This is a genomic window from Gordonia oleivorans (assembly GCF_040044975.1).
Lineage (GTDB): Bacteria > Actinomycetota > Actinomycetes > Mycobacteriales > Mycobacteriaceae > Gordonia > Gordonia oleivorans.
Genome location: NZ_JBDZDI010000005.1, coordinates 250,838 through 269,683 on the forward strand (window position 1 = coordinate 250,838; position 18,846 = coordinate 269,683).

Below are 18,846 nucleotides of genomic sequence, written 5' to 3' on the forward strand. Positions count from 1 at the left end.
GATAATCCTAGGCCAGCCGCGCCCGCGGCCCGGCCACCACCGAGGGCGACGTCCAGGACTGCGGTATGCGGGCGAAGGACCCGGTGGCCGGGGCCATCACGGGGCGGTATCCGGCGCGTGGACCGGACTGCGCGGTCATCTCCCGATATGCGTCGACGCCGGTCGTCGGCTTCCGGGTCAGGCTCGGATCGGTCAGTACGTCGACCTGGTACAGACCGAAACGTGAATCGTAGGTACCCCATTCGTAGTTGTCGGTGATCGCCCAGTGGTTGTATCCGACGACGGGCAGGCCTTCGCCGCGGGCCCGCTGTAACCAGAACAGGCTGTCGCGGATGAAGTTTCCGCGGGTGTAGCCGTCGGGTCGCGGTTGGCCGTTGTCGGTGGGCATCCCGTTCTCGACGATGTACAGCGGTTTCCCGGGGAACGCGTGCGCGTAATGGTGGCAGGCCTGATAGATGTCGTCGGGTTGTGGTGTGATGCGGGCGAATTCGCTGGTGGCGCCGTAGATGGTGGTGAGATTGCTGAGCGCGGCGCCGTAGTAGTAGTCGATGCCGACGAAGTCGAGGACATCGACGACCCGATCGAAGAACATCGCGTCGGTCACCGGCGTCACCGCCGGCAGGAATGCCTCGTTGACGGCCACCCGCGCATCCGGATTGGCCTCATGCGCCACCCGGTGGGCGATGCGATGCCCATCGGCGATGGCGTCGAGGAAGCGCGGCAGGTCGGCGGTGGTGATCGCGCCTATCTCCGTCTCGTGGCCGTAGAACACCAACGGCTCGTTGAAACTGATCCACATCGTGCACGCGTCTGCGTAGCGGGCGGTGATCATGCGGGCGTACCGCTCGAAGTCGCGTAGGGTCGCCGCGGCGAGGAAACCGCCCTGATCGGCCACCCAGCCCGGGTACACGTAGTGCACCAGGGTGATCATGGGGCTCATGCCCAGCGACCGGATTGTCGCGATCACCGAGTCGTAGTAGGCGAGTGCGGCGGGGTCATGGTGGCCGCGCCGGGGTTCGACGCGGGCCCATTCGATGCCGATCCGGAACGTGTTGAGTCCCATCCCCTTCGCCAGTTCCAGGTCCTCGGCGTAGCGGTGCCGGAAGTCGGCGGCGTTGCGCACCGGATCGACGGTGCCGGCCTTCGCCGCCCGGTCGGTGTAGCGTCGCCAGTTGGAGTCCGGGTTGAATCCCTCGCATTGGAAACCCGAACTGGCGGCACCGAAGTGGAAGCCTTCGGTCCATCCGGCTACCGGTGTCGGGGAGGCGAAGGATGAATCTGCGGGCGCGGCAGGTGCTTTGGCGGTGCCCAGCGCTCCAACTGCCAGTGCAGCGGCACCGAGCCCGGCGCCGGTGAGGAGCTGTCTGCGGGACACGCTCGGATGGTGCGGCGCCGGGGTGCTCATGGGAGCAGAGTACTCAACTCCCGGTCCACTTCGGCGCACGTTTCTCGGCGAAGGCCAACGCGCCTTCTTGTGCGTCGGCGGAGGCGAAGATCGGGTCGAGGACACTGCGCTGTGCGGTGACGAGGTCGGGATCGGTGTAGCGGATCGCCATGCCGACCACCTCCTTGGTGGCGCGGACCGCGAGTGGGCCGTTGGCGGCGATGCGTGCGCCGAGTTCCCGCGCACCGTCGAGCGCCCCGCCGGGGGCGGTGAGGACGTTGACCAGGCCGGCATCGTGCGCACGCTGCGCGGTGATCGGGTCTCCGGTGAGGGCGATCTCCATGGCCAGCTGATAGGGGAGGATCTTCGGCAGCCGCAGCAGTCCACCGGCAGCGGCGGCGAGTCCGCGCTTCACCTCCGGCAGACCGAATTTCGCGTTGTCGGCGGCGACGATCAGATCCGCGGACAGGGCCAGCTCGCAACCGCCGGCCAGGGCCCAGCCCTCGACCGCGGCGATCAACGGCTTGCTCGGCGGCTTCTCGGTGATGCCGCCGAAGCCGCGACCGGGAACGCTCGGAACCTCACCGCGGGTGAAGGCCTTCAGGTCCATTCCGGCGCAGAAGGTTCCACCCGCTCCGGTGAGGATGCCGACGGTGATGTCGTCGCGGGAATCGAACTCGTCCATGGCAGCGGCGAGGAGTTCGGCGACCTCACGGTTGACCGCGTTGCGTGCCTCGGGCCGATTGATGGTGAAAACGGCGACGCCGTCGGCGAATTCGGTGGTGACCGGACTCATCGGGGAATGTCCTCTCGAGCAGGGGGATGGGGTTCAGTCGAGGTCGGGGCGGTCGGGAACCACCCGATGGGTTCGGTGCCGACGCCCCTGATGAGTCCGCGTTCGGCCAATACCACCAGGTGGGCATTGGTCTCGCGCAACGCCATCCGGCTCAGGGGCAGTGACAGCTGCTCGAACGGCCGCGACCAGGTGACCGACCGGGTGATCTCCCAGGCGGTGGATCCCGGTGCGTCGGTGATGGTCTCGGCGATCTCGGTCAGCCGCTCCTCGTGATGGGACAGCAGATCGGTGACGCGGTCGGACAGGCCGCGGAATCGGTACTCGTGTGACGGCATCGCCTCGAGATCACCGAGGTGCTCGGTATTGGCCAGTGAGGTCAGGTAGTCGGCCAGTGGACTCCGGCCCTGGAACGGGTTGGTCGACACGTTCGGACTGATCCGGGGGAGCAGATGATCGCCGGTGAAGATCACCCCGGCGTCGTCGTCGGCGAAACACAGGTGGCCGGCCGTGTGACCGGGGGTCCAGATCGCACGCAGGTTCCAGCCGGGGATGTCCAGGGGCCCGCCGCCGTCCAGTTCGACGTCCATCGTGCGGCCCTTCGGCAGACGCACGATCTCACGGATTCCGGCGTCGACGATCTCGGTGGGGGCGCCCAGCTCCAGGAGATCGAGTTGGGCGTCGGCGACCTGACGGGCCACCTCCTCCTCGTCGTGATGACGCAGGAACCGGGCGTCGTTGCGGTGCATACCCAGCCGCGGATCGGTGTGCTCGAGCAGGCGGGGGACCAGGCCGAAGTGGTCGGGGTGCAGGTGGGTGATGAAGACATCGGTGATGTCGGAGAGGTCGTGCCCGGTGGCATGAATCCCCGCGACCAGGGTGTCCCACGACTCGTCGGTGTTCCAGCCGGTGTCGATGAGAGCCAGTCCGCCATCGGCGGTGACCAGCGCGTACACCAGGATGTAGCGCAGCGGATTGCCCGGCATCGGCACCGGGATGGAGAACAGGCCGGGGCGGACCTCTTCGACCGGTGGGAGAACCTTCTCGGCCCAGGCCTCGCGCTGTCGGTGGCCGGTGACCACCACCGACAAGCCCGTCGGCTCGGTATCCGATGCAGTGCTCATCGATCCATACGATCACGGGATAGGTGCATCGGGCAACCATTTCTGGGCTCATGCATCGTGAGGTAAACCCTATGTGTCACAGATGTGCTCGGACGTTGACACGCCGACAGTGCGACGGTCAGGGTGGCGCAGTGGGCTTCGATGATGCGACCGCTGCTGACCCCGCCGGTGATTCCGGCGCCGGTGACTCTGGCACCGAAGACGGGTTGCCGCTCGCCGGCCTCACCGTCGTGGCCGTCGAGCAAGCGGTTGCCGCGCCGCTGGCCACCCGGCACCTGGCAGACCTCGGAGCGCGCGTCATCAAGGTGGAGCGTGTCGGTGAGGGGGATTTCGCCCGCAACTACGACGCCGCCGTCGAGGGGCTGGCGTCGCATTTCGTGTGGCTGAACCGCGGTAAGGAGTCCTTCGCGGTCGACCTCAAGTCCGAGCTGGGTAAGCTGCAGGTGCGCCGCCTCATCGACCGCGCCGATGTCTTCCTGCAGAATCTGGCGCCGGGCGCCGCGACCCGTCTCGGGTTGGATGCGGGCACACTGCGGGCCGGTCATCCCGAACTCATCGTGGTCGACATGAGCGGCTACGGCACCGCCGGCCCGATGCGTGACCGCAAGGCCTACGACATGCTGGTGCAGGCCGAGGCCGGGCTGATCTCGGTGACCGGTACCGCCGAGCACGCCACCAAGACCGGCGTACCGACCTCCGACATCGCCGCCGGGATGTATGCGCTCACCTCGATCCTGTCGGCGCTGGTGCGTCGCGGGGTGACCGGACGCGGCGCGAGCATCTCGGTGTCGATGTTCGACGCCACCGTCGAGTGGATGGGCCACGCCATGTACATCCAGATGTACGAGGATCGGCAGATCCCACGCTGCGGGGTGGGGCACGCCGCGATCGTTCCCTACGACGCGTACCCGACGCGTGACGGTGAGATCCTCATCGGCGTTCAGAACGACCGCGGTTGGCGCACTCTGGTGACCGACGTGTTCGGTCGCCCCGAACTCGCCGATGACCCGCGCTACGCCACCAACATCGAGAGGGTCGCCCGCCGCGCCGAGGTCGACGGACTCGTCGCCGACTGCACCTGCGACTTCTCCAGCGGAGACCTCGATGAGCGGCTGGCGAAGGCCGGCATCCCGGCCGCACAGATCCGCGACGTCGCCGGCCTGGTGGAACATCCGCAGCTCTCCGCCCGCGATCGGTGGCGCACCGTCGACACGGAGATCGGCCCGATCCGAGCACTGTTGCCGCCCATCACCTTTGAGGACGTCGAACTGTCGATGGGTGCGGTCCCCGCCCTCGGTGAGCACACCGACGCCATCCTCGCCGAACTCGACGCCGACGACGCGCCGTAACGGCATCTGTGCAAGCGGAAGCTGTGGGGTGCGTCGGGCTTTCGGCTTGCGAGGTCTCGATACGCGACGAGCTCGCTTCGCTCGCGCGGCGCACTCGACCGGCGGGGGTGGCGGCGCGGTCGAGCGGCGGTGAGATCGCTGGTCGCAGTGGCCGAAACGCTCACGGCCCGGTGATCCACTCACTCCAGGTGGTCAGGGCCGCCAGGGCATCGGTCAGTGGTGTGACGCCGATACCCGGTCCGGTGGGTACGGTCATCCGACCGTCCTGTGCCACAAAGGGTTCGGTGATGTCGGTGTGGAAGTAGCGTGCCGACGACGAGATGTCGCCGGGCAGGGTGAAGCCGGGCAGTGAGGCCAGTGCGAGGTTGGCGGCGCGACCGATCCCGGTCTCGAGCATGCCGCCGCACCACACCGGGATTCCGTGCGCGGCGCAGACATCGTGGATGCGGGCAGCCTCGAGGTATCCGCCCACGCGGCCCGGTTTGATGTTGACGATGTCGACGGCCCCGCGGGTGATCGCGTCGGCCGCGCCCGCGGCCGACAGGATGGATTCGTCCAGGCACACCGGTGTCGTCGAGATCTGGCGCAGCCGTGCGTGACTGGCGATGTCCTCCTCGTCGAACGGCTGCTCGATGAGCAGGAGGTCGTACTCGTCGAGGCGGGTCAGATGACGCAGATCGGCCGGGGTGTAGGCGGTGTTGGCGTCGACCTGCAATGGGAGGCGTGGACCCCAGCGGTCCCGCACGGCCGCGACCGGCTCCACATCCCATCCGGGCTGGATCTTCAGTTTGATTCGGCCGTAACCGGATTCGAGGTATCCGGAGACCTCATCGAGCAGGGCGCCGATGTCGTCCTTGATGCCGACGCTCACCCCGACCGGCACCGACGTCGCGGTGCCGCCCAGTCGGGACGCCAATGACATCCCCGCCGAACGTAATTCGGCGTCGAGTACCGCTGCCTCCAACGCCGCCTTGGCCATGCGGTGTCCCTTGATGTGGGCCAGGCGTGGCGCCACCGCAACCGCGGTGACGTCGTCGCCGTTGGTCACTGCCGGAATCAGGAAGCGCCGCAGGACGTCGATCGCTCCGTCGGTGTATTCCGACGAATACACCGGCTCGTCGATGCTGACGCATTCACCCCACCCCTCCGCGCCCGGGGTGACCACCCGCACGAGAAGGGCGTTGCGGCTGTGCTCGACGGCGAAGGATGTCCGAAATGGTGACACCAGCGGGAGTTCCACCCGCCGCAACTCGACTCCGGTGATCTTCACGACGCTCCGTTCATCGGGTCGAGTTCGCGCTCGGTTGCCGGACCGAAGACATAACACCCCGATCTCAGGAAGCTCACCGGACGAAACGGCCCATCGGATAGCAACGGCGACAACGCGTCTCGCGTCACCTGCCGCCAGCGCGACGCCTCTCTGGGATGTGCTCGACGCATCGCCTCGATGTCCCGCGGGATCTCCACCAGCACGGTGTCGTCCGGTCGTGGCTCCTCGAGGGACTGTACGGGATGTGCGGGGTCGGTGGTGTCGATCGCGACGACCGCACCGGCGGCACGCAGGCTGTCCACCGTGGCGATGCCGTTGCGGCCCACCGTGTCCGGTCCATCGATCGCCCAGCTCATCACCATCCGGTCGGATTCGTCGGCGCCGCCGAGTTCGTCGCCGATCGCGCCATAGAAGTCACGATGATAGGCCACCGGTACGGCACCGAGTTTGGCGATGTTGAAGTAGGCGTTGCGTGCCACCAGCGGATCGAAGGTCCAGGTGATGCGCGCCAGTTCCTGCGCGCGCGCCCAGTCGCGCTGATGCAGTTTGAGCGCGAATCCGACCCGACGTCCGATGCCGCGGCGCGACACCCCGGTCATGTGACTGTGCAGAACTTCACCGACCGGGGCGCCGAAGAAGGCGACGGTCCCGCCGGCCAGTTCGCCGTCGACATATGCTCCGACGACGTAGTTGCCGGCATGCGACAACGCCTTGAGCATGTCGACGCTCACCGGACGATTCGTCGGATCCGGGTGCCACACATCGTCGAACACCCGGGTGAGCGCATCGAGGTCGTCGGTGGAACTCAGTTCGCGTATCCGGACGCCCGGAAAGTCGTTGGGGAACATGGAGTCTGCGGTCATGGCGGGCCGACCCCTCGGTCAGGGTTCGATGAGAAGTCCGGCGGGTTCCTCGGCGGCGTCAGCGGAATCCCATAGGGCCATCAGTTCGGCGAGGATCTGGGTGGAGGCACCCAGCGCACTGAGGTGACTCTCACCGGGAAGCTCGTACAGCTTGGCATCACTCAACAGCGAAACCATATGTGTCCCATGAGCATACGGGATGATGTGGTCGTGGTCGCCGTGCCACCACCGTACCGGGGTGGAGATGTCTGCGACGCGGAAACCCCAGTCGCGGGAGAACGCCAGGATATCGGCGAACGGCGCGTCCATCCGGCGGCTCCCGCCGTGGAGCAGGTCGTCGAGGAACATCGCCCGGAACTCCGGGCGGGCGAGGAGTTCGCGGTCGGCTCGCGGAGATAGTTGCCCGTAGAGACGGATCGCGGGATCGGCGATCGGCCGGGCCACTCCCAGGAACGAGCTGATGATCTTGCCCACCGGCGCACCTGCCACACCGACGATCGGTGCGGCGAGTGTCCCCAGTCGCATCGCCCCGCCGCCGATGGCCTCGGGGCCGACGGTCGGTGCGACGCCGCCGACGATCCCGGCGGCCACCACCCGGTCGGGGAAGGCGTAGGCGGAGGCCAGGGCGTATGGGCCGCCGCCGGACATGCCGATCACCACGAACTTCTCGATGCCCAGTGCCTCGAGGACCGGGTCGAGGTCGGCGGGGAAGTCGGCGACCCGCTGGTAGCGGTGGGCGGTGGAACTGCCGACACCGGGCCGGTCGAGGCCGATCAGGCGGATGTGGTTCTCGGCGGCGTAGGCGCGCGCCTCGGTCGGGATCTGCCTGCGTGCACCCGGCGTACCGTGCAGCCAGATCACGGCGCGGCCGGTGGCCGAGCCGAACTCGGCAAACCCGATACGGCGTCGTCCGGCGTCGACGGCCACCGAACCCTCGATCTTCGGGCGGTCGATTTCCATCATGTGATCAGGATCGCACTGTGGGGTCGCGTCGGGGAAGGCGGGTCGACGGTCGGTGTCCCGATGAACGCGAATAGGGCACTGTGGAGAACAATTCGCCCGGCGAACGAAATGGGGTTTGTATGTCATGGGGAATGGCGCCACTGCGCAACAGGGTGTTCCGCAACCTCTTCATCGCCCAGATGGTGTCCAACATCGGCCTCTGGATGCAGACCGTCGGCGCACAGTGGTTCCTCGTCGACGCGCACGCCGGCCCGACGGTGATCTCACTGGTCCAAACGGCGAGCCTGATCCCCACGGTGCTGTTATCCCTGCTCGCCGGGGTGCTGGCCGACATCCTGGATCGCAAGTGGCTGCTGGTCGTGATGAGTGCGTATGCAACGGTGGTCGCCGCGGTCATGGCGGTGTTGGCCTGGGCCGATCTGCTCGATCCGGTGACCCTGCTCATCCTGACGTTCTTGCTGGGAGCGGGGTCGGCGCTGGCGGCGCCGGCCTTTCAGGCGGTCAATCCCGATCTCGTGCCCCGCGAGCAGATCGCCGACGCGGCATCCCTGGGAAGCATGTCGATCAACGTGGCCCGCGCCGTCGGACCGGCGTTGGCCGGTGTGTTGTTCTCCGTCGGCGGTGCCGGGGTCGTGTTCGCGATCAATGCGCTCTCCTACGTGGCGGTGGTGGCGGCGCTGCTGACGTGGCGGCGTCCGGCGGCCACTGCGCAACTGGAACCCGAGCACCTCGGGACATCGCTGGTGGTCGGCGTGCGGTACGTGATCGCCGCACCGATCGTTCGGCGCATCCTGGTGCGTTCCGGGCTTTTCGCGTTTCCGGCGTCGGCGTTGTGGGCGTTGCTGCCGGTGGTGGTCTCCGACTCGTTCGGGTGGGGATCGACCGGCTACGGGATCGTGTTGGGCGTTCTGGGTGCCGGCGCCATCATCGGTGTTTTCGCGCTGCCCTGGATGCGTGATCACCTGCCGCCCAACGTGATCCTCGCGTCCTCGGCGGTGGTGTTCGCCGGTGGCACCCTGGCCGCCGCCGTCGCCCCGGCGATCGTGGCGGTCATCGTGTTCATCCCCACCGGCATCGCCTGGATTGCGACGCTGTCCACTCTCAACGCCGAGATGCAGTTGACCCTGCCAACCTGGGTGCGCGCCCGCGGTATGGCCGCCTACCTGCTGGTGTTCATGGGATCGCAGGGTGTCGGCTCGCTCGTCTGGGGCGCGGTCGGCGGCGCACTGAGCGTGCGGTGGGCTCTGATCATCGCCGCGGTGGGCCTCGTGGTGACCGCGGTGAGCGTGGTGGCGCTGCCGATCCACGCCGAGACCGGGACGCTCGACCGCACCGTTTCGGCGGCATGGCCGGAACCGACGCTGATCTTCGAACCCGCTCCCGACGACGGCCCGGTGCAGGTGAGCGCGTTCTATCGAGTCGCGGCCGACCATCACGACGAGTTCATGAACCGGATGGCGGCCGTGGCCAAGGCGCGGCGGCGGACCGGCGCGCGCAACTGGCATCTGTTCCGCGACGGAGCCGATGCCGACGCATTCGTCGAGCAGTTCGTCGTCGGCTCGTGGTCGGAGTACCAGCGTCAGCGCATCGACCGCTGGACCGAGTACGACCATCAGCGGGTGGCCGACGCGCTCGCCCTCACCGAGGACGGGCGGTCCCGTCAGGAACATCTGTTCTGCGTGCCGGTGGGTTAGGACGCGCCTGTCCACAGGTCCCGGGAAGGATCCTCGCGTACCGTCGTACCGGTGAGTACGTCAGTGGTGGATCGGGTGGCACGAGCCTTGCCGTTGGGGCAGTCGCCCTACCCGCGGGTCCGTGATCTGCCGGCCGGCCGCATGGTCGAACTCCCGGGTCGGGGTGCCACCTTCGTCACCGATTCCGGTCCGGCCGACGCCCCGGTGATCATCCTGCAGCACTCGGTGATGACGACCGGCCTGTTGTGCTGGTACCCGACCATCCCCGAATTGAATCAGCGGTACCGGGTGATCACGCTCGACCACCGCTGGCACGGCCGGGGTATCCGGTCCACCGAGTTCAACCTGCTCGACTGCGCCGACGACGTGGCGGCACTGGCCGATGTCCTGGGCGTCGAACGCTTTGTCGCAGCCGGGTTCTCGATGGGTGGTGGCATCTCGCAGCTGGCGTGGCGCCGGCATGCCGATCGCGTCGCCGGCCTGGTGCTGTGCTCGACCGGTCCGTTCTTCAGTACGAACGATCCACGGCTGCGTGAACAGGCCAATCGCACCGGCCGCATGCTCAAGCCCGTCTACAAGGTGATCCCGCGGCCGACGGGGCAGACCCTGGACAAGCCGACCTCCAACACCATGGTGTGGGGGATGCGCCAGTTCTTGTCCACGCCGCTGTCGCACACCGGCGACTTCGGGGAAGGCTTGGGCCGCTTCGATTCTCGTGAGTGGCTGCAGACGATCGACGTTCCCACCGCCGTGGTCGTCTCGACCCGCGACAAGACCGTATCGCCCGAACGTCAGCAGCTCCTCGTCGATGGCATCCCCGGCGCGCAACGTTTCGACGTCGACGGCGGGCACGCCTGCTGTGTTCTCGGCGCCGACAAATTCGTCCCGCAGTTCCTCAATGCGGTCGACGCGGTTGTGAGCGCGGCCAATGTGAGCACACCGCCGCGGCTCATCCTGCCCTGAGTCGGCGGTCGGACTTCCCGCGCGGCCGGCGCCGATGTGCAATTACTCGTCTCTTCACCAGGGCCTTCCCCGTTCTATCGCGCGCGATCATTGACGCATTCGCGATAGGAAAGGGGTGTGATGGGTACTCCGGCACGCGCCCACCGCGACGCCCTGGTCAGTCGGGGGATGCGGGATCTCGACTCGATCGTGCGCCCGGCGATGACCGGGCCTTCGCAACCCGGCGAGCTCGGCGCGATCGTGACGAGTCTGCACGAGATCGAACAGTCCCTCGGCGTACCGATGGTCGACGTTCTCCGGGTCCTCGCAGACAACCTCGCAGCCGCTCCGTCAACGTCGGTGTCGCGGATGATGACCGCCGATCAGGAAGCGGCGTTGCGGGCCGCGGGATCGTTCGTCGACGAGATGCCACCCCTGGAGGAACGGGCGTCGACGACCGCCCTGCACCGCACCGGTGACCTACTCGCGACCGCGCTGAGCACCGACGAGGCCGCCGTCAGACTGGGGGTCACTGCGGGACGAGTACGTCAACGACTGTCGAATCGCACCCTCCTTGCGGTGAAGGTCGGTGCCGCACATCGGCTTCCGGCCTTCCAGTTCACCGATGACGGTGAACTCCCCGGATGGGATCGGGTCGCGCCGGCCTTTCCCTCCACCGCGCACCCGACCGCCGTCGCCTGGTTCATGCAGACCCCACATCCTGATCTCACCGCCGCCGGTGAATCCCTGTCGCCCAGCCAGTGGCTGGCCGGCGGCGGAGACATCGACCGCGTCGTCGACCTCATCACGACCGCGTTCGCTGTGCACGCTTCGTGACCGAATACCTCCCGCCGCCGGACCCGACCCGGTTCCCCGTTCTCGCCGACGAGCACGTGCAGCTCATCAGGCCCGGCGTGCCGGTCGGCCGCATCTACTTCGCCGGCGGCCCGTTCCCGGCAGTGTGGGACGACTTCCGGTGGTTCGGCCCGACAGGGTCGCGTTTCGACCATCACCAACCGCCGGCACGCGTACACACCGGCCGCGCCATCATGTACCTCGCACCCGCCCTCACCGACAGCCGGTACACGATGTCCGTCCTGGAAACCGCGCTCGTGGAATGCTTCCGCGACACCGGCACCGTCGACGCATCCACAGATCTCCCACACCTCGTCCTCTTCACGCCGACGCGGCCGCTGCGGCTGCTGGATCTCGCCGACAGTGACTGGGTGACTATCGCCGGTGCCAATGCCGCCATCTCCGGTGGCCGCCGCGACACGGCCCGCCGGTGGGCCTCCGCGATCTACGACCACTACACCGGCGCCGGTGCGGTCGACGGTCTGATCTACACCACCTCGAACAAACCGGCCAACCGCTCCATCGCACTCTGGGAACGCGGTGCCGACGCACTGCCCGACCGGCCAGACCTCAACGAACCCCTCAACCACCTGGCCCTGCGCCCCGCCGTCGAAACCTTCGCCTACCGCGTTGGGCTGTCCCTCATCATCTGACCGACACCGCAACAGCACCATCGGCCGGCGGCACACATCCGTCGTCGTCATTCGGCGACACACGCTCATCGGTCCGGCGCCAAGAGATATGGCCAGGCATCGCCACGATCCCCCACATACGACGAGACCGATACCGCAGTCGGGGGTCGCGGTATCGGTCTCGTGTGCGATGACGCCGATCGGTTCGTCACCGCTCCCTGTGAGAAGGGAGTTTCAGAATATCAAGTGGCCTGCGATTTCAGGAAGGCTGAACGGCCTCGATTTCGAGGGTGATGGTGATCTTGTCGCCCACGACCACGCCGCCGCCCTCGAGCGGCATCTCGATGTCGATGCCGAAGTCCTTGCGGTTGATGACGGTGTTGGCCTCGAAGCCGGCGACGGCGCCGTGTCCCATGCCCGGGTTCTGGCCGTTGAACTCGAGATCGAGCTCGACCTGCTTGGTCACGCCCTTGAGGGTGAAGTCGCCGACGAGCTTGTAGTCGTCGCCGGAGGGTCGGACGTCGGTGGAGACGAAGGTGGCGGTCGGGAACTTCTCGGCGTCGAAGAAGTCGGCCGACTTGATGTGGCCGTCACGCTGGGCGTTTCCGGTGGTGATGGAGGTGACGTCGATCTCGGCCTGCACCGACGGGGTGCCGTCTTCGGCGACGGTGATGGTGCCGCTGAAGGTGTCGAACTTGCCGCGGACCTTGCTGACCATCAGGTGCTTCACGGAGAAGCCGACGGTCGAGTGGGTCGGGTCGATGGTCCAGGTGCCGGCGGCGATCGGTGCGGTGACGGTGGGGGTGCTCATGGTGGCTCCTACGCTCGGTTGGTGATGCTTGGTGGTCTCTGGGCCGTCGTGACCCATCGCCGAGTATAAGCGGACCGCGGTCCGATTTCATTCCCGGATTCGCGAATCTTTTTTCCGTGGGCCTATGACCAGGCGAAAACCGGTTGCTCGTATCCGTCGACGCGCGTGTGGCGACCGCGCAGGCACACCTCGGCGAACTGATGGATGACCGCGGCCGTCGGCGCGTGGACCAGGGCGCCGACGATCGGCAACTGGATGACCGGGCGCGGGGACTCGGGGATCGACAGGAACCGCGGAGTGACCAGGACGTCGTCGAGAGGCACGAAGAACAGTTGTGCCACCTCGGCCGGGTTGGGCGTGGGGTCCTCGGTTGCCCCCGCCCAGCAGACGACCGGGGTGATCACGAATCCCGAGCGGGTGGGGTAGTCGTCGAGGAGGCCGACGACGGCGTCGTCGTCGAGTGCGATGCCGATCTCCTCGTGCAGTTCGCGCAACGCGGCCGTCGGGGCGTCCTCGCCGGCGTCGCACCGGCCACCCGGAAGGGCGAACTGCGCCGCGTGCCGACGCATCGTCGCCGGACGTTTCATCAGCCAGATGCCGAGGGTGCCCTCGCGCTCGGTGATGACCACCGCCACCGCGGCGGCGGTACCGGGGAGCTCGGTACCGCGGCGGTCGAAGGCGTCCAGGCGTGCGGTCAGGGTGTCTCGATCGGGATGGGTCACCCGTTCAGTTGACCACGCCCCTCGGTGACCATGCCGGTCCGTCAGTACGGCGTCGCGATCCGGCGCAGTGGAAGGTCGGCGGCGCGATACTCGCCGACCGTCCGTTCCGGCAGTGTGATGTCGAGGGGTTCGAGCGGCGTGTAGGGAATCTGCTCGAGCAGATGGTGGATGACGTTGAGGCGTCCGCGTTTCTTGTCGTCGGTGTTGGCGACGTACCACGGCGCCCACCCGGTGTCGGTGGTGCGGAACATCTCGTCACGCGCCCGGCTGTAGTCATCCCAATGTGTGTAGGACTTCAGGTCCATCGGGGAGAGCTTCCAGTACTTGCGCGGGTCATCGATCCGCCCCTGCAGCCGCAGTGTCTGCTGTTCCTCACTAACCTCGAGCCAGTACTTGAGCAGGATGATCCCGGAGGCGACCACGGCCTTCTCGAAGCCGGGAGTGTCGGCCAGGAACTGCGTGCTCTGCTCCTCGGTGCAGAATCCCATCACGCGTTCGACGCCGGCACGGTTGTACCAACTGCGGTCGAAGATCACCACCTCGCCGGCCGCCGGCAGATGCGGCACGTACCGCTGGATGTACATCTGCGACTTCTCGCGTTCGGTGGGGGCGGGCAGCGCCACGACGCGGAAGACGCGTGGGCTGACCCGCTCGGTGAGCGCCTTGATCACCCCGCCCTTACCGGCGGTGTCCCGGCCCTCGAAGACGATGCAGATCTTGGCCCCGGTGGACTTCACCCATTCCTGCAGGGCCACGAGCTCGGCGTGCAGGGGTTTGATGAGCTTGCGAAACTCCTTGTTGGACATGGGTTCACGGTCGGATGATGGCGGAGCCGGCGGAATCGCCGCCGGTTCGTGGCGCTTGTCGTGCTTGTGCTTCTTCTTGCCCATGTTCCGACCTCCGCGTCGACGATCCGTGGGGTCCACCCTATTCCACCGGTGATCGCCTGCGGCGTCATCTGTGGCAATCGATCCCCCATCTTCCCCGCAATGTCTGAGCCAACCGAATCCGGTTGCAGTCCTGCACTTTACGAGTCGATTACCTGGTCCCCGGTGTGCGCATACTGGTCGCGTGTCATCGACGCTTGCCCCACTGACACTCACCACGGCGTTCGCCTCGTGGCGGGCCGACCTGCCGACGCTGCTCCTCGTCGTGGCGATAGCGCTCACCTACTCGTGGGGTGCGCGCCGCGCCGGGATCGGGTGGCGGCCGGCCGGTGCGTTCGCGGCGGGTGTCGTGCTGTGGGTCATCGGAGCGTGCAGCTTCATCGGCGTGTACGCCGACACCCTGTTCTGGGTGCGGTCGTTGCAGTTCGTCGTGGTGTTGCTCGCCGTGCCATTCTGTCTGGCCCTCGGCCGGCCGGTATCGGTCCTGTGTCGGGCCCTCGGACCCGATCGCGCATCACTCGTCGACGATGCGCTCGCCTCGAGGGTCGTTCGCGTCCTCGCATCGCCGGTGGTGACATCGGCGGGCGTGGTGCTCACGCCCTGGCTGATCTACCTGACCGGCTGGTATCCGCTCGTGCTGCGCTCCGACGCCATGGATGTGCTCACCCGAATCCTGCTGGTGCTCTGCGGTTTCGGCTACTTCTATGCGCGCCTGCAACTCGACCCGGTGCCGCGACGGTACTCGCCGAGTCTGTCGCTGCTGATCACCATCGTCGAGACGTTGGGTGACGGCGTACTCGGCGTGGTGATGTGGCAGGGGCCGTTGATTGCTGCAGCTTATTACGCATCCGTGCACCGGACGTGGGGGCCGTCGCTGCGCACCGACCAGACGATCGGCGCGGGAGTCTTCTGGATATTCGGTGATCTCGTCGGCCTGCCGTTCCTGCTGGTCCTGTTTCACCGATTCCGACTCGACGAGCGTGAGAGCGCCGACGCGGTGGACGCCGTCCTCGATGCCGCCGATGACGGCGAGGACGTGCCGAGCGCGTCACCCGGCCTGTGGTGGCAGGCCGATCCGCAATTGCAGCAGCGGTGGCGCTGAGCGTCCGCCGGGGTTACCCGGTGCCGGGCCCGTACACCGTGCGGTACCAGATCGCGGTCAGGATCTCGATGGCGGTGTCGTCGTCGGGGCGTGCCACGCCGATGTCTCCATCGGTGGCAAGCCATGTGTAGCAATAGGACTCAAGGGTGGTGACCAGGGCGGAGGCGAGTGCGTCGAGCGGCAGGCCGATGCGGTAGCCGGCCCGCTCGGCGCCCTGCAGGCCGCTGAGGATCTGTTCGATGCCCGAGGCCCGGTTGCTGCGCCAGCGCTGCCGGAAGGTCTCGTCGAGCATCGACATCTGGAACAGGCCGATGATCTCGGGGAGGTACTTCTTGTAGGTGGTCCAGTAGGCGGTCACCGCGGCACGAATCCCGGCCTCCGGATCGGCGTGTTTGCTCGACAGTGAACCCGCCACCACCTCGCTGCCGAACTCCTCGAGCAATGCCTCGAGGAGTTGTTCCTTGTTCTCGTAGTAGTTGTAGAACGATCCGGTGGATCGGCCGGCCGCGGCGGCGATGTCGGAGATCTTCGCGTTCAGATATCCCTTCTCGGAGAACACCTGACGCGCCGCGTCGAGGAAGGCGGCCTCGGTTCGACGGCCCTTCGTGGTGGGTGGCACGTGACCCCGCTTCCTCGTCTCGTCGTGGTCGGCGCCCCGACCTGTGGTTGTGAGTATGCATGTTCGCCGAATGTGTCGGCGAGTTCGTCGCGTCCGACGCCGACTCCTTGTGATTTCCTGAAACTGAATCTAGCATCAGAAAACAATGCGGGTGACCACCGAAGGAGAATGCGCATGGCGATGATGACCAGGGACGACTACATCGCGTCGCTCGATGACGGCAGGCGGATCTTCGCCGAGGGTGAAGAGGTCAAACAACTTGCCGAACACCCGCAGTTCGCCACGGCCATCGCACTGATCGGCGACGGATACCAGCAGCACCACGTCCCCGGTGATGACGCCAGTGGACCGTACTTCGCGGTGCCGGAGAGCAAAGACGATCTCAAGGTCATCCTGGAGCAGCTGCTCGGCTGGGACATGGTCACGGTGACCACCAGCCAGGGACTGCTCGCGTTGCTCACCGCGGCGGCCCGGATGCGCGCCGATCACCCGGAGCTGGCCACGCGGATCGAGGACTACTTCGAGTACTGCAAACGCAACGATCTGCGGTGTGTGCAGGCCATCACCGACGCCAAGGGTGATCGGCGGCTGGCACCGGGTGCGCAGACCGACCCGGATGTATACACACGCATCGTGGCGCGCCGTCCCGACGGCATCGTGATCCGGGGCGCCAAGCTGCACATCTCCTCAGCGGCGGTCTGCCACGAGCTGGTGGTCATGCCGACGAAGAACATGAAGCCCGGTGAGGAGGACTACGCCGTCGCCTGCGCGGTGCCCGTGAACGCACCCGGCGTCCGCATCGTCAACACCAATTACGCACCGCGCGAACGGGAAGAGGACTTCCCGGTCAGCTCAAAGCACAACATGCCGGAGGGATTCATCATCTTCGACGACGTGTTCGTGCCCAACGAACGCGTCTTCCTGGCCGGCGAGACCGGCCATTCGGCCACCTTCGCCCACGCCCTCGGGTTGTGGGAACGGCTCGGCGGAACCGCCCACATGGCCGAATTCGCGGACCAGCTGGTGGGTCTGGCCCAGCTCATCGCCGAGGCCAACGGCACCGAACGGATCAATCACATCCGCGAGAAGATCGCCGAGATGGTCATTTACGCGACGATGACGCGCTCCGGGCTGGAGGCGGCGATCGCCAACGCCGAACCCAGCCCGGAGGGCTGGTACTTCCCGAGCGAGCTCTACACCAACGCCGCAAAGCATTACGCCGCCGAGCAATACAGCCTGATGGTGCGCCACCTGCACGACATCGGGGGTGGCTCGATCCTCACCGCACCGTCGGTCGCCGACCTGCGTAACGACGAGGTGGGCCCGTTCATCGAGAAGTACATGGCCACCAAGGACGGTATCTCGGGGGAGTACCGGACGCGGCTCTTCCATGCGATCCGCGACTTCACCGCCGACGCCTACGGTGGTTGGCAGTTGGTCACCATGATCCAGTCCGGCGGTGGGCTTTACGCCCAGCGGCTCGTCGCCCGCAAGCATTACGACATGGACAAGGCCAAACGGCTCGCGCTCGAACTCGCGGGACTGGCCTGACGGTGACGTCGGTGACGACGACAGGCATAGCGCCACAGGGTATCTCGGAGTTCGCGGTTTTCCTGCGCGAGCGGTTGGCCTCGCTGGTCGGCGAGTTCACGCAGAGCGGCGACGGCCACGACGACGGTTCCGGTGACCGCATCGCGGCCGTCGAAGAACTGCGCGAGGGTCACGAGGAGATCGTCGCACGGGTCCGGGCCCTGCAGGGTGCGTTGTTCACCGCCGGAATCGCCTGGCCCAGTGGGCCGGTGGACCTCGGGGGGCTCGGCTTGACCGCCGCACACGACCAGGTGCTCGACACGGTGCTCGACGAGTTGGGATTCCCATCCCGGGAGGCGTTGTTCGTCGGACTCAACATCGTCGCTCCGGCGCTGGTGCACCACGCCCCGCCGGAGTTGCGGGAGCGGGTGGTGACCGGATTGTTCCGCGGCGAGCTCATCGGGTGCCAACTGTTCTCCGAACCGGACGCGGGATCGGATCTGGCCGGCGTGAACACCCGGGCGGTCCGCGACGGCGACGACTGGATTCTCTCCGGGCAGAAGGTGTGGACGTCGATGGGTCACCTCGCCGATGTCGGTGAGGCACTCGTCCGCACCGATCCGCAGGCCCCCAAACACGCCGGCCTCACCATGTTCTGTGTCGACATGCACGCCCCGGGTGTCACGGTGCGCCCGATCCGCCAGATGACCGGTGGCGCCGCCTTCAACGAGGTCTTCCTCGACGGGGTTCGGGTACCCGACACCCATCGGATCGGTGATGTCGGGCAGGGCTGGCGGGTCGCCGCAACCAGTCTCGGCAACGAACGCGCCACCATGAGCGGCGCCGCCGGACCGCTCACCCCGTATGTGATGGAACGCGTTGTGGCACTGGTCCGTCGGCTCGGCGCCGAGGCCGACCCGATCCACCGACCGCAGATCGCGCGAACCGTCGCCGCGGTGACCGCGATGCGAGCCGCCGCCGATCTCACCCCCGGATCCTGGTCGCACACCATGGCACCGGTGTCCGGGTCGGTGAGCAAGATGCTGATGGCCGCCGCGGCCGACGAGATCGCCACCCTGGCGGCCGCGGTCCTCGGCGACGCGGCGTTCATCGACCTCGGTGCGAAGGACTCCTTCGCGTGGTCGGAATTCATCCTCGGTGTTCCGGCACTGCACATCGCCGGTGGCACCGACGAGATCCAGTACAACATCATCGCCCAGCGCGGGCTGGGCCTGCCACGCAAGTGACCACGCCAAGCCGGTGCCACTCATATCCGTTGACCGGCAATCCGATTCACCCCCTACAG

At 67.0% G+C, this 18,846-nt stretch carries 18 protein-coding genes; 8 read left to right on the forward strand and 10 right to left on the reverse strand.

The window, feature by feature from the left end; genetic code table 11:
- Positions 1–7 precede the first annotated feature (7 nt).
- From ABLE92_RS11040 to ABLE92_RS11050, 3 genes are read right to left on the reverse strand one after another with little or no spacing between them, the layout of a single operon-like run.
- The gene (locus ABLE92_RS11040) at positions 8–1,405 is read right to left on the reverse strand and encodes a family 1 glycosylhydrolase (RefSeq protein ID WP_348804798.1); all 1,398 of its coding nucleotides are present in this window, start codon (positions 1,403–1,405) and stop codon (positions 8–10) included.
- A 13-nt stretch (positions 1,406–1,418) separates the two neighbouring features.
- Positions 1,419–2,180 (reverse strand): crotonase/enoyl-CoA hydratase family protein, encoded by a 762-nt coding sequence (locus tag ABLE92_RS11045; protein WP_348804799.1) that lies wholly within the window; start codon positions 2,178–2,180, stop codon positions 1,419–1,421.
- Complete coding sequence (locus tag ABLE92_RS11050; protein ID WP_348804800.1) at positions 2,177–3,301, reverse strand: MBL fold metallo-hydrolase; 1,125 nt, start codon at positions 3,299–3,301, stop codon at positions 2,177–2,179. Before ABLE92_RS11050 ends, ABLE92_RS11045 begins: the two co-directional genes overlap by 4 nt.
- Before the next feature lie 131 nt (positions 3,302–3,432).
- On the opposite strand from ABLE92_RS11050, the gene ABLE92_RS11055 reads away from it, so the two are divergent.
- The gene (locus tag ABLE92_RS11055; protein ID WP_348804801.1) at positions 3,433–4,650 is read left to right on the forward strand and encodes a CaiB/BaiF CoA transferase family protein; all 1,218 of its coding nucleotides are present in this window, start codon (positions 3,433–3,435) and stop codon (positions 4,648–4,650) included.
- A 160-nt stretch (positions 4,651–4,810) separates the two neighbouring features.
- Here the strand turns inward: ABLE92_RS11055 and menC are convergent, their stop codons facing one another.
- Genes menC through ABLE92_RS11070 form a run of 3 tightly spaced genes read right to left on the reverse strand, consistent with a single transcriptional unit; the run spans position 4,811 to position 7,746 of the window.
- Positions 4,811–5,920, reverse strand: coding sequence for an o-succinylbenzoate synthase (menC, locus tag ABLE92_RS11060; RefSeq protein WP_348804802.1), 1,110 nt, complete (start codon positions 5,918–5,920; stop codon positions 4,811–4,813).
- Entirely contained in the window at positions 5,917–6,783 is an 867-nt protein-coding gene (locus ABLE92_RS11065; protein WP_348804803.1) for a GNAT family N-acetyltransferase, read from the reverse strand. The genes menC and ABLE92_RS11065 overlap by 4 nt, the downstream gene beginning before the upstream one ends.
- Positions 6,784–6,801: 18 nt before the next feature.
- A complete protein-coding gene (locus ABLE92_RS11070) occupies positions 6,802–7,746 on the reverse strand; it encodes an alpha/beta fold hydrolase (protein ID WP_348804804.1) in 945 nt (314 codons plus the stop codon).
- A 119-nt stretch (positions 7,747–7,865) separates the two neighbouring features.
- Between ABLE92_RS11070 and ABLE92_RS11075 the strand changes: the two genes are divergently transcribed.
- From ABLE92_RS11075 to ABLE92_RS11090, 4 genes are all read left to right on the forward strand, one after another.
- A complete protein-coding gene (locus tag ABLE92_RS11075; RefSeq protein ID WP_348804805.1) occupies positions 7,866–9,440 on the forward strand; it encodes an MFS transporter in 1,575 nt (524 codons plus the stop codon).
- A gap of 51 nt (positions 9,441–9,491) precedes the next feature.
- Positions 9,492–10,403, forward strand: coding sequence for an alpha/beta fold hydrolase (locus tag ABLE92_RS11080; RefSeq protein ID WP_348804806.1), 912 nt, complete (start codon positions 9,492–9,494; stop codon positions 10,401–10,403).
- A 120-nt stretch (positions 10,404–10,523) separates the two neighbouring features.
- Entirely contained in the window at positions 10,524–11,219 is a 696-nt protein-coding gene (locus ABLE92_RS11085) for a MerR family transcriptional regulator (protein ID WP_348804807.1), read from the forward strand.
- Positions 11,216–11,890, forward strand: a complete 675-nt coding sequence (locus tag ABLE92_RS11090; RefSeq protein WP_348804808.1) for an RES family NAD+ phosphorylase — start codon at positions 11,216–11,218, stop codon at positions 11,888–11,890. Before ABLE92_RS11085 ends, ABLE92_RS11090 begins: the two co-directional genes overlap by 4 nt.
- 238 nt (positions 11,891–12,128) lie before the next feature.
- On the opposite strand, the gene ABLE92_RS11095 is transcribed toward ABLE92_RS11090, so the two are convergent.
- From ABLE92_RS11095 to ppk2, 3 genes are all read right to left on the reverse strand, one after another.
- Entirely contained in the window at positions 12,129–12,680 is a 552-nt protein-coding gene (locus ABLE92_RS11095; protein WP_348804809.1) for a YceI family protein, read from the reverse strand.
- Between the two features lie 122 nt (positions 12,681–12,802).
- Positions 12,803–13,402, reverse strand: coding sequence for an NUDIX hydrolase (locus tag ABLE92_RS11100; protein WP_348804810.1), 600 nt, complete (start codon positions 13,400–13,402; stop codon positions 12,803–12,805).
- A gap of 41 nt (positions 13,403–13,443) precedes the next feature.
- The gene (gene ppk2, locus ABLE92_RS11105; RefSeq protein WP_348804811.1) at positions 13,444–14,292 is read right to left on the reverse strand and encodes a polyphosphate kinase 2; all 849 of its coding nucleotides are present in this window, start codon (positions 14,290–14,292) and stop codon (positions 13,444–13,446) included.
- A 181-nt stretch (positions 14,293–14,473) separates the two neighbouring features.
- Here ppk2 and ABLE92_RS11110 point away from each other — a divergent pair, with 181 nt between their 5' ends.
- Positions 14,474–15,391: a cytochrome c oxidase assembly protein gene (locus ABLE92_RS11110; protein WP_348804812.1), complete on the forward strand. Its 918-nt coding sequence runs from the start codon at positions 14,474–14,476 to the stop codon at positions 15,389–15,391.
- A 13-nt stretch (positions 15,392–15,404) separates the two neighbouring features.
- Here the strand turns inward: ABLE92_RS11110 and ABLE92_RS11115 are convergent, their stop codons facing one another.
- Positions 15,405–16,010 carry a TetR/AcrR family transcriptional regulator gene (locus ABLE92_RS11115; protein ID WP_348804813.1) on the reverse strand — a complete coding sequence of 202 codons (606 nt, stop codon included), beginning with the start codon at positions 16,008–16,010 and terminating at the stop codon, positions 15,405–15,407.
- A gap of 174 nt (positions 16,011–16,184) precedes the next feature.
- On the opposite strand from ABLE92_RS11115, the gene ABLE92_RS11120 reads away from it, so the two are divergent.
- Together ABLE92_RS11120 and ABLE92_RS11125 are read left to right on the forward strand one after the other, a co-directional pair.
- Positions 16,185–17,561, forward strand: a complete 1,377-nt coding sequence (locus ABLE92_RS11120; RefSeq protein WP_348804814.1) for a 4-hydroxyphenylacetate 3-hydroxylase N-terminal domain-containing protein — start codon at positions 16,185–16,187, stop codon at positions 17,559–17,561.
- 11 nt (positions 17,562–17,572) lie between these two features.
- Complete coding sequence (locus ABLE92_RS11125) at positions 17,573–18,787, forward strand: acyl-CoA dehydrogenase family protein (protein ID WP_348804815.1); 1,215 nt, start codon at positions 17,573–17,575, stop codon at positions 18,785–18,787.
- The last annotated feature ends 59 nt before the right edge of the window (positions 18,788–18,846 follow it).

Excerpts from the sequence above, each read along its gene's own strand:
- ABLE92_RS11040 (WP_348804798.1), bottom strand. The coding sequence starts at position 1,405 with ATGAGCACCCCGGCGCCGCACCATCCGAGCGTGTCCCGCAGACAGCTC.
- ABLE92_RS11045 (WP_348804799.1), bottom strand. The coding sequence starts at position 2,180 with ATGAGTCCGGTCACCACCGAATTCGCCGACGGCGTCGCCGTTTTCACC.
- ABLE92_RS11050 (WP_348804800.1), bottom strand. The coding sequence starts at position 3,301 with ATGAGCACTGCATCGGATACCGAGCCGACGGGCTTGTCGGTGGTGGTC.
- ABLE92_RS11065 (WP_348804803.1), bottom strand. The coding sequence starts at position 6,783 with ATGACCGCAGACTCCATGTTCCCCAACGACTTTCCGGGCGTCCGGATA.
- ABLE92_RS11070 (WP_348804804.1), bottom strand. The coding sequence starts at position 7,746 with ATGATGGAAATCGACCGCCCGAAGATCGAGGGTTCGGTGGCCGTCGAC.
- ABLE92_RS11075 (WP_348804805.1), top strand. The coding sequence starts at position 7,866 with ATGTCATGGGGAATGGCGCCACTGCGCAACAGGGTGTTCCGCAACCTC.
- ABLE92_RS11085 (WP_348804807.1), top strand. The coding sequence starts at position 10,524 with ATGGGTACTCCGGCACGCGCCCACCGCGACGCCCTGGTCAGTCGGGGG.
- ABLE92_RS11095 (WP_348804809.1), bottom strand. The coding sequence starts at position 12,680 with ATGAGCACCCCCACCGTCACCGCACCGATCGCCGCCGGCACCTGGACC.
- ppk2 (WP_348804811.1), bottom strand. The coding sequence starts at position 14,292 with ATGGGCAAGAAGAAGCACAAGCACGACAAGCGCCACGAACCGGCGGCG.
- ABLE92_RS11120 (WP_348804814.1), top strand. The coding sequence starts at position 16,185 with ATGGCGATGATGACCAGGGACGACTACATCGCGTCGCTCGATGACGGC.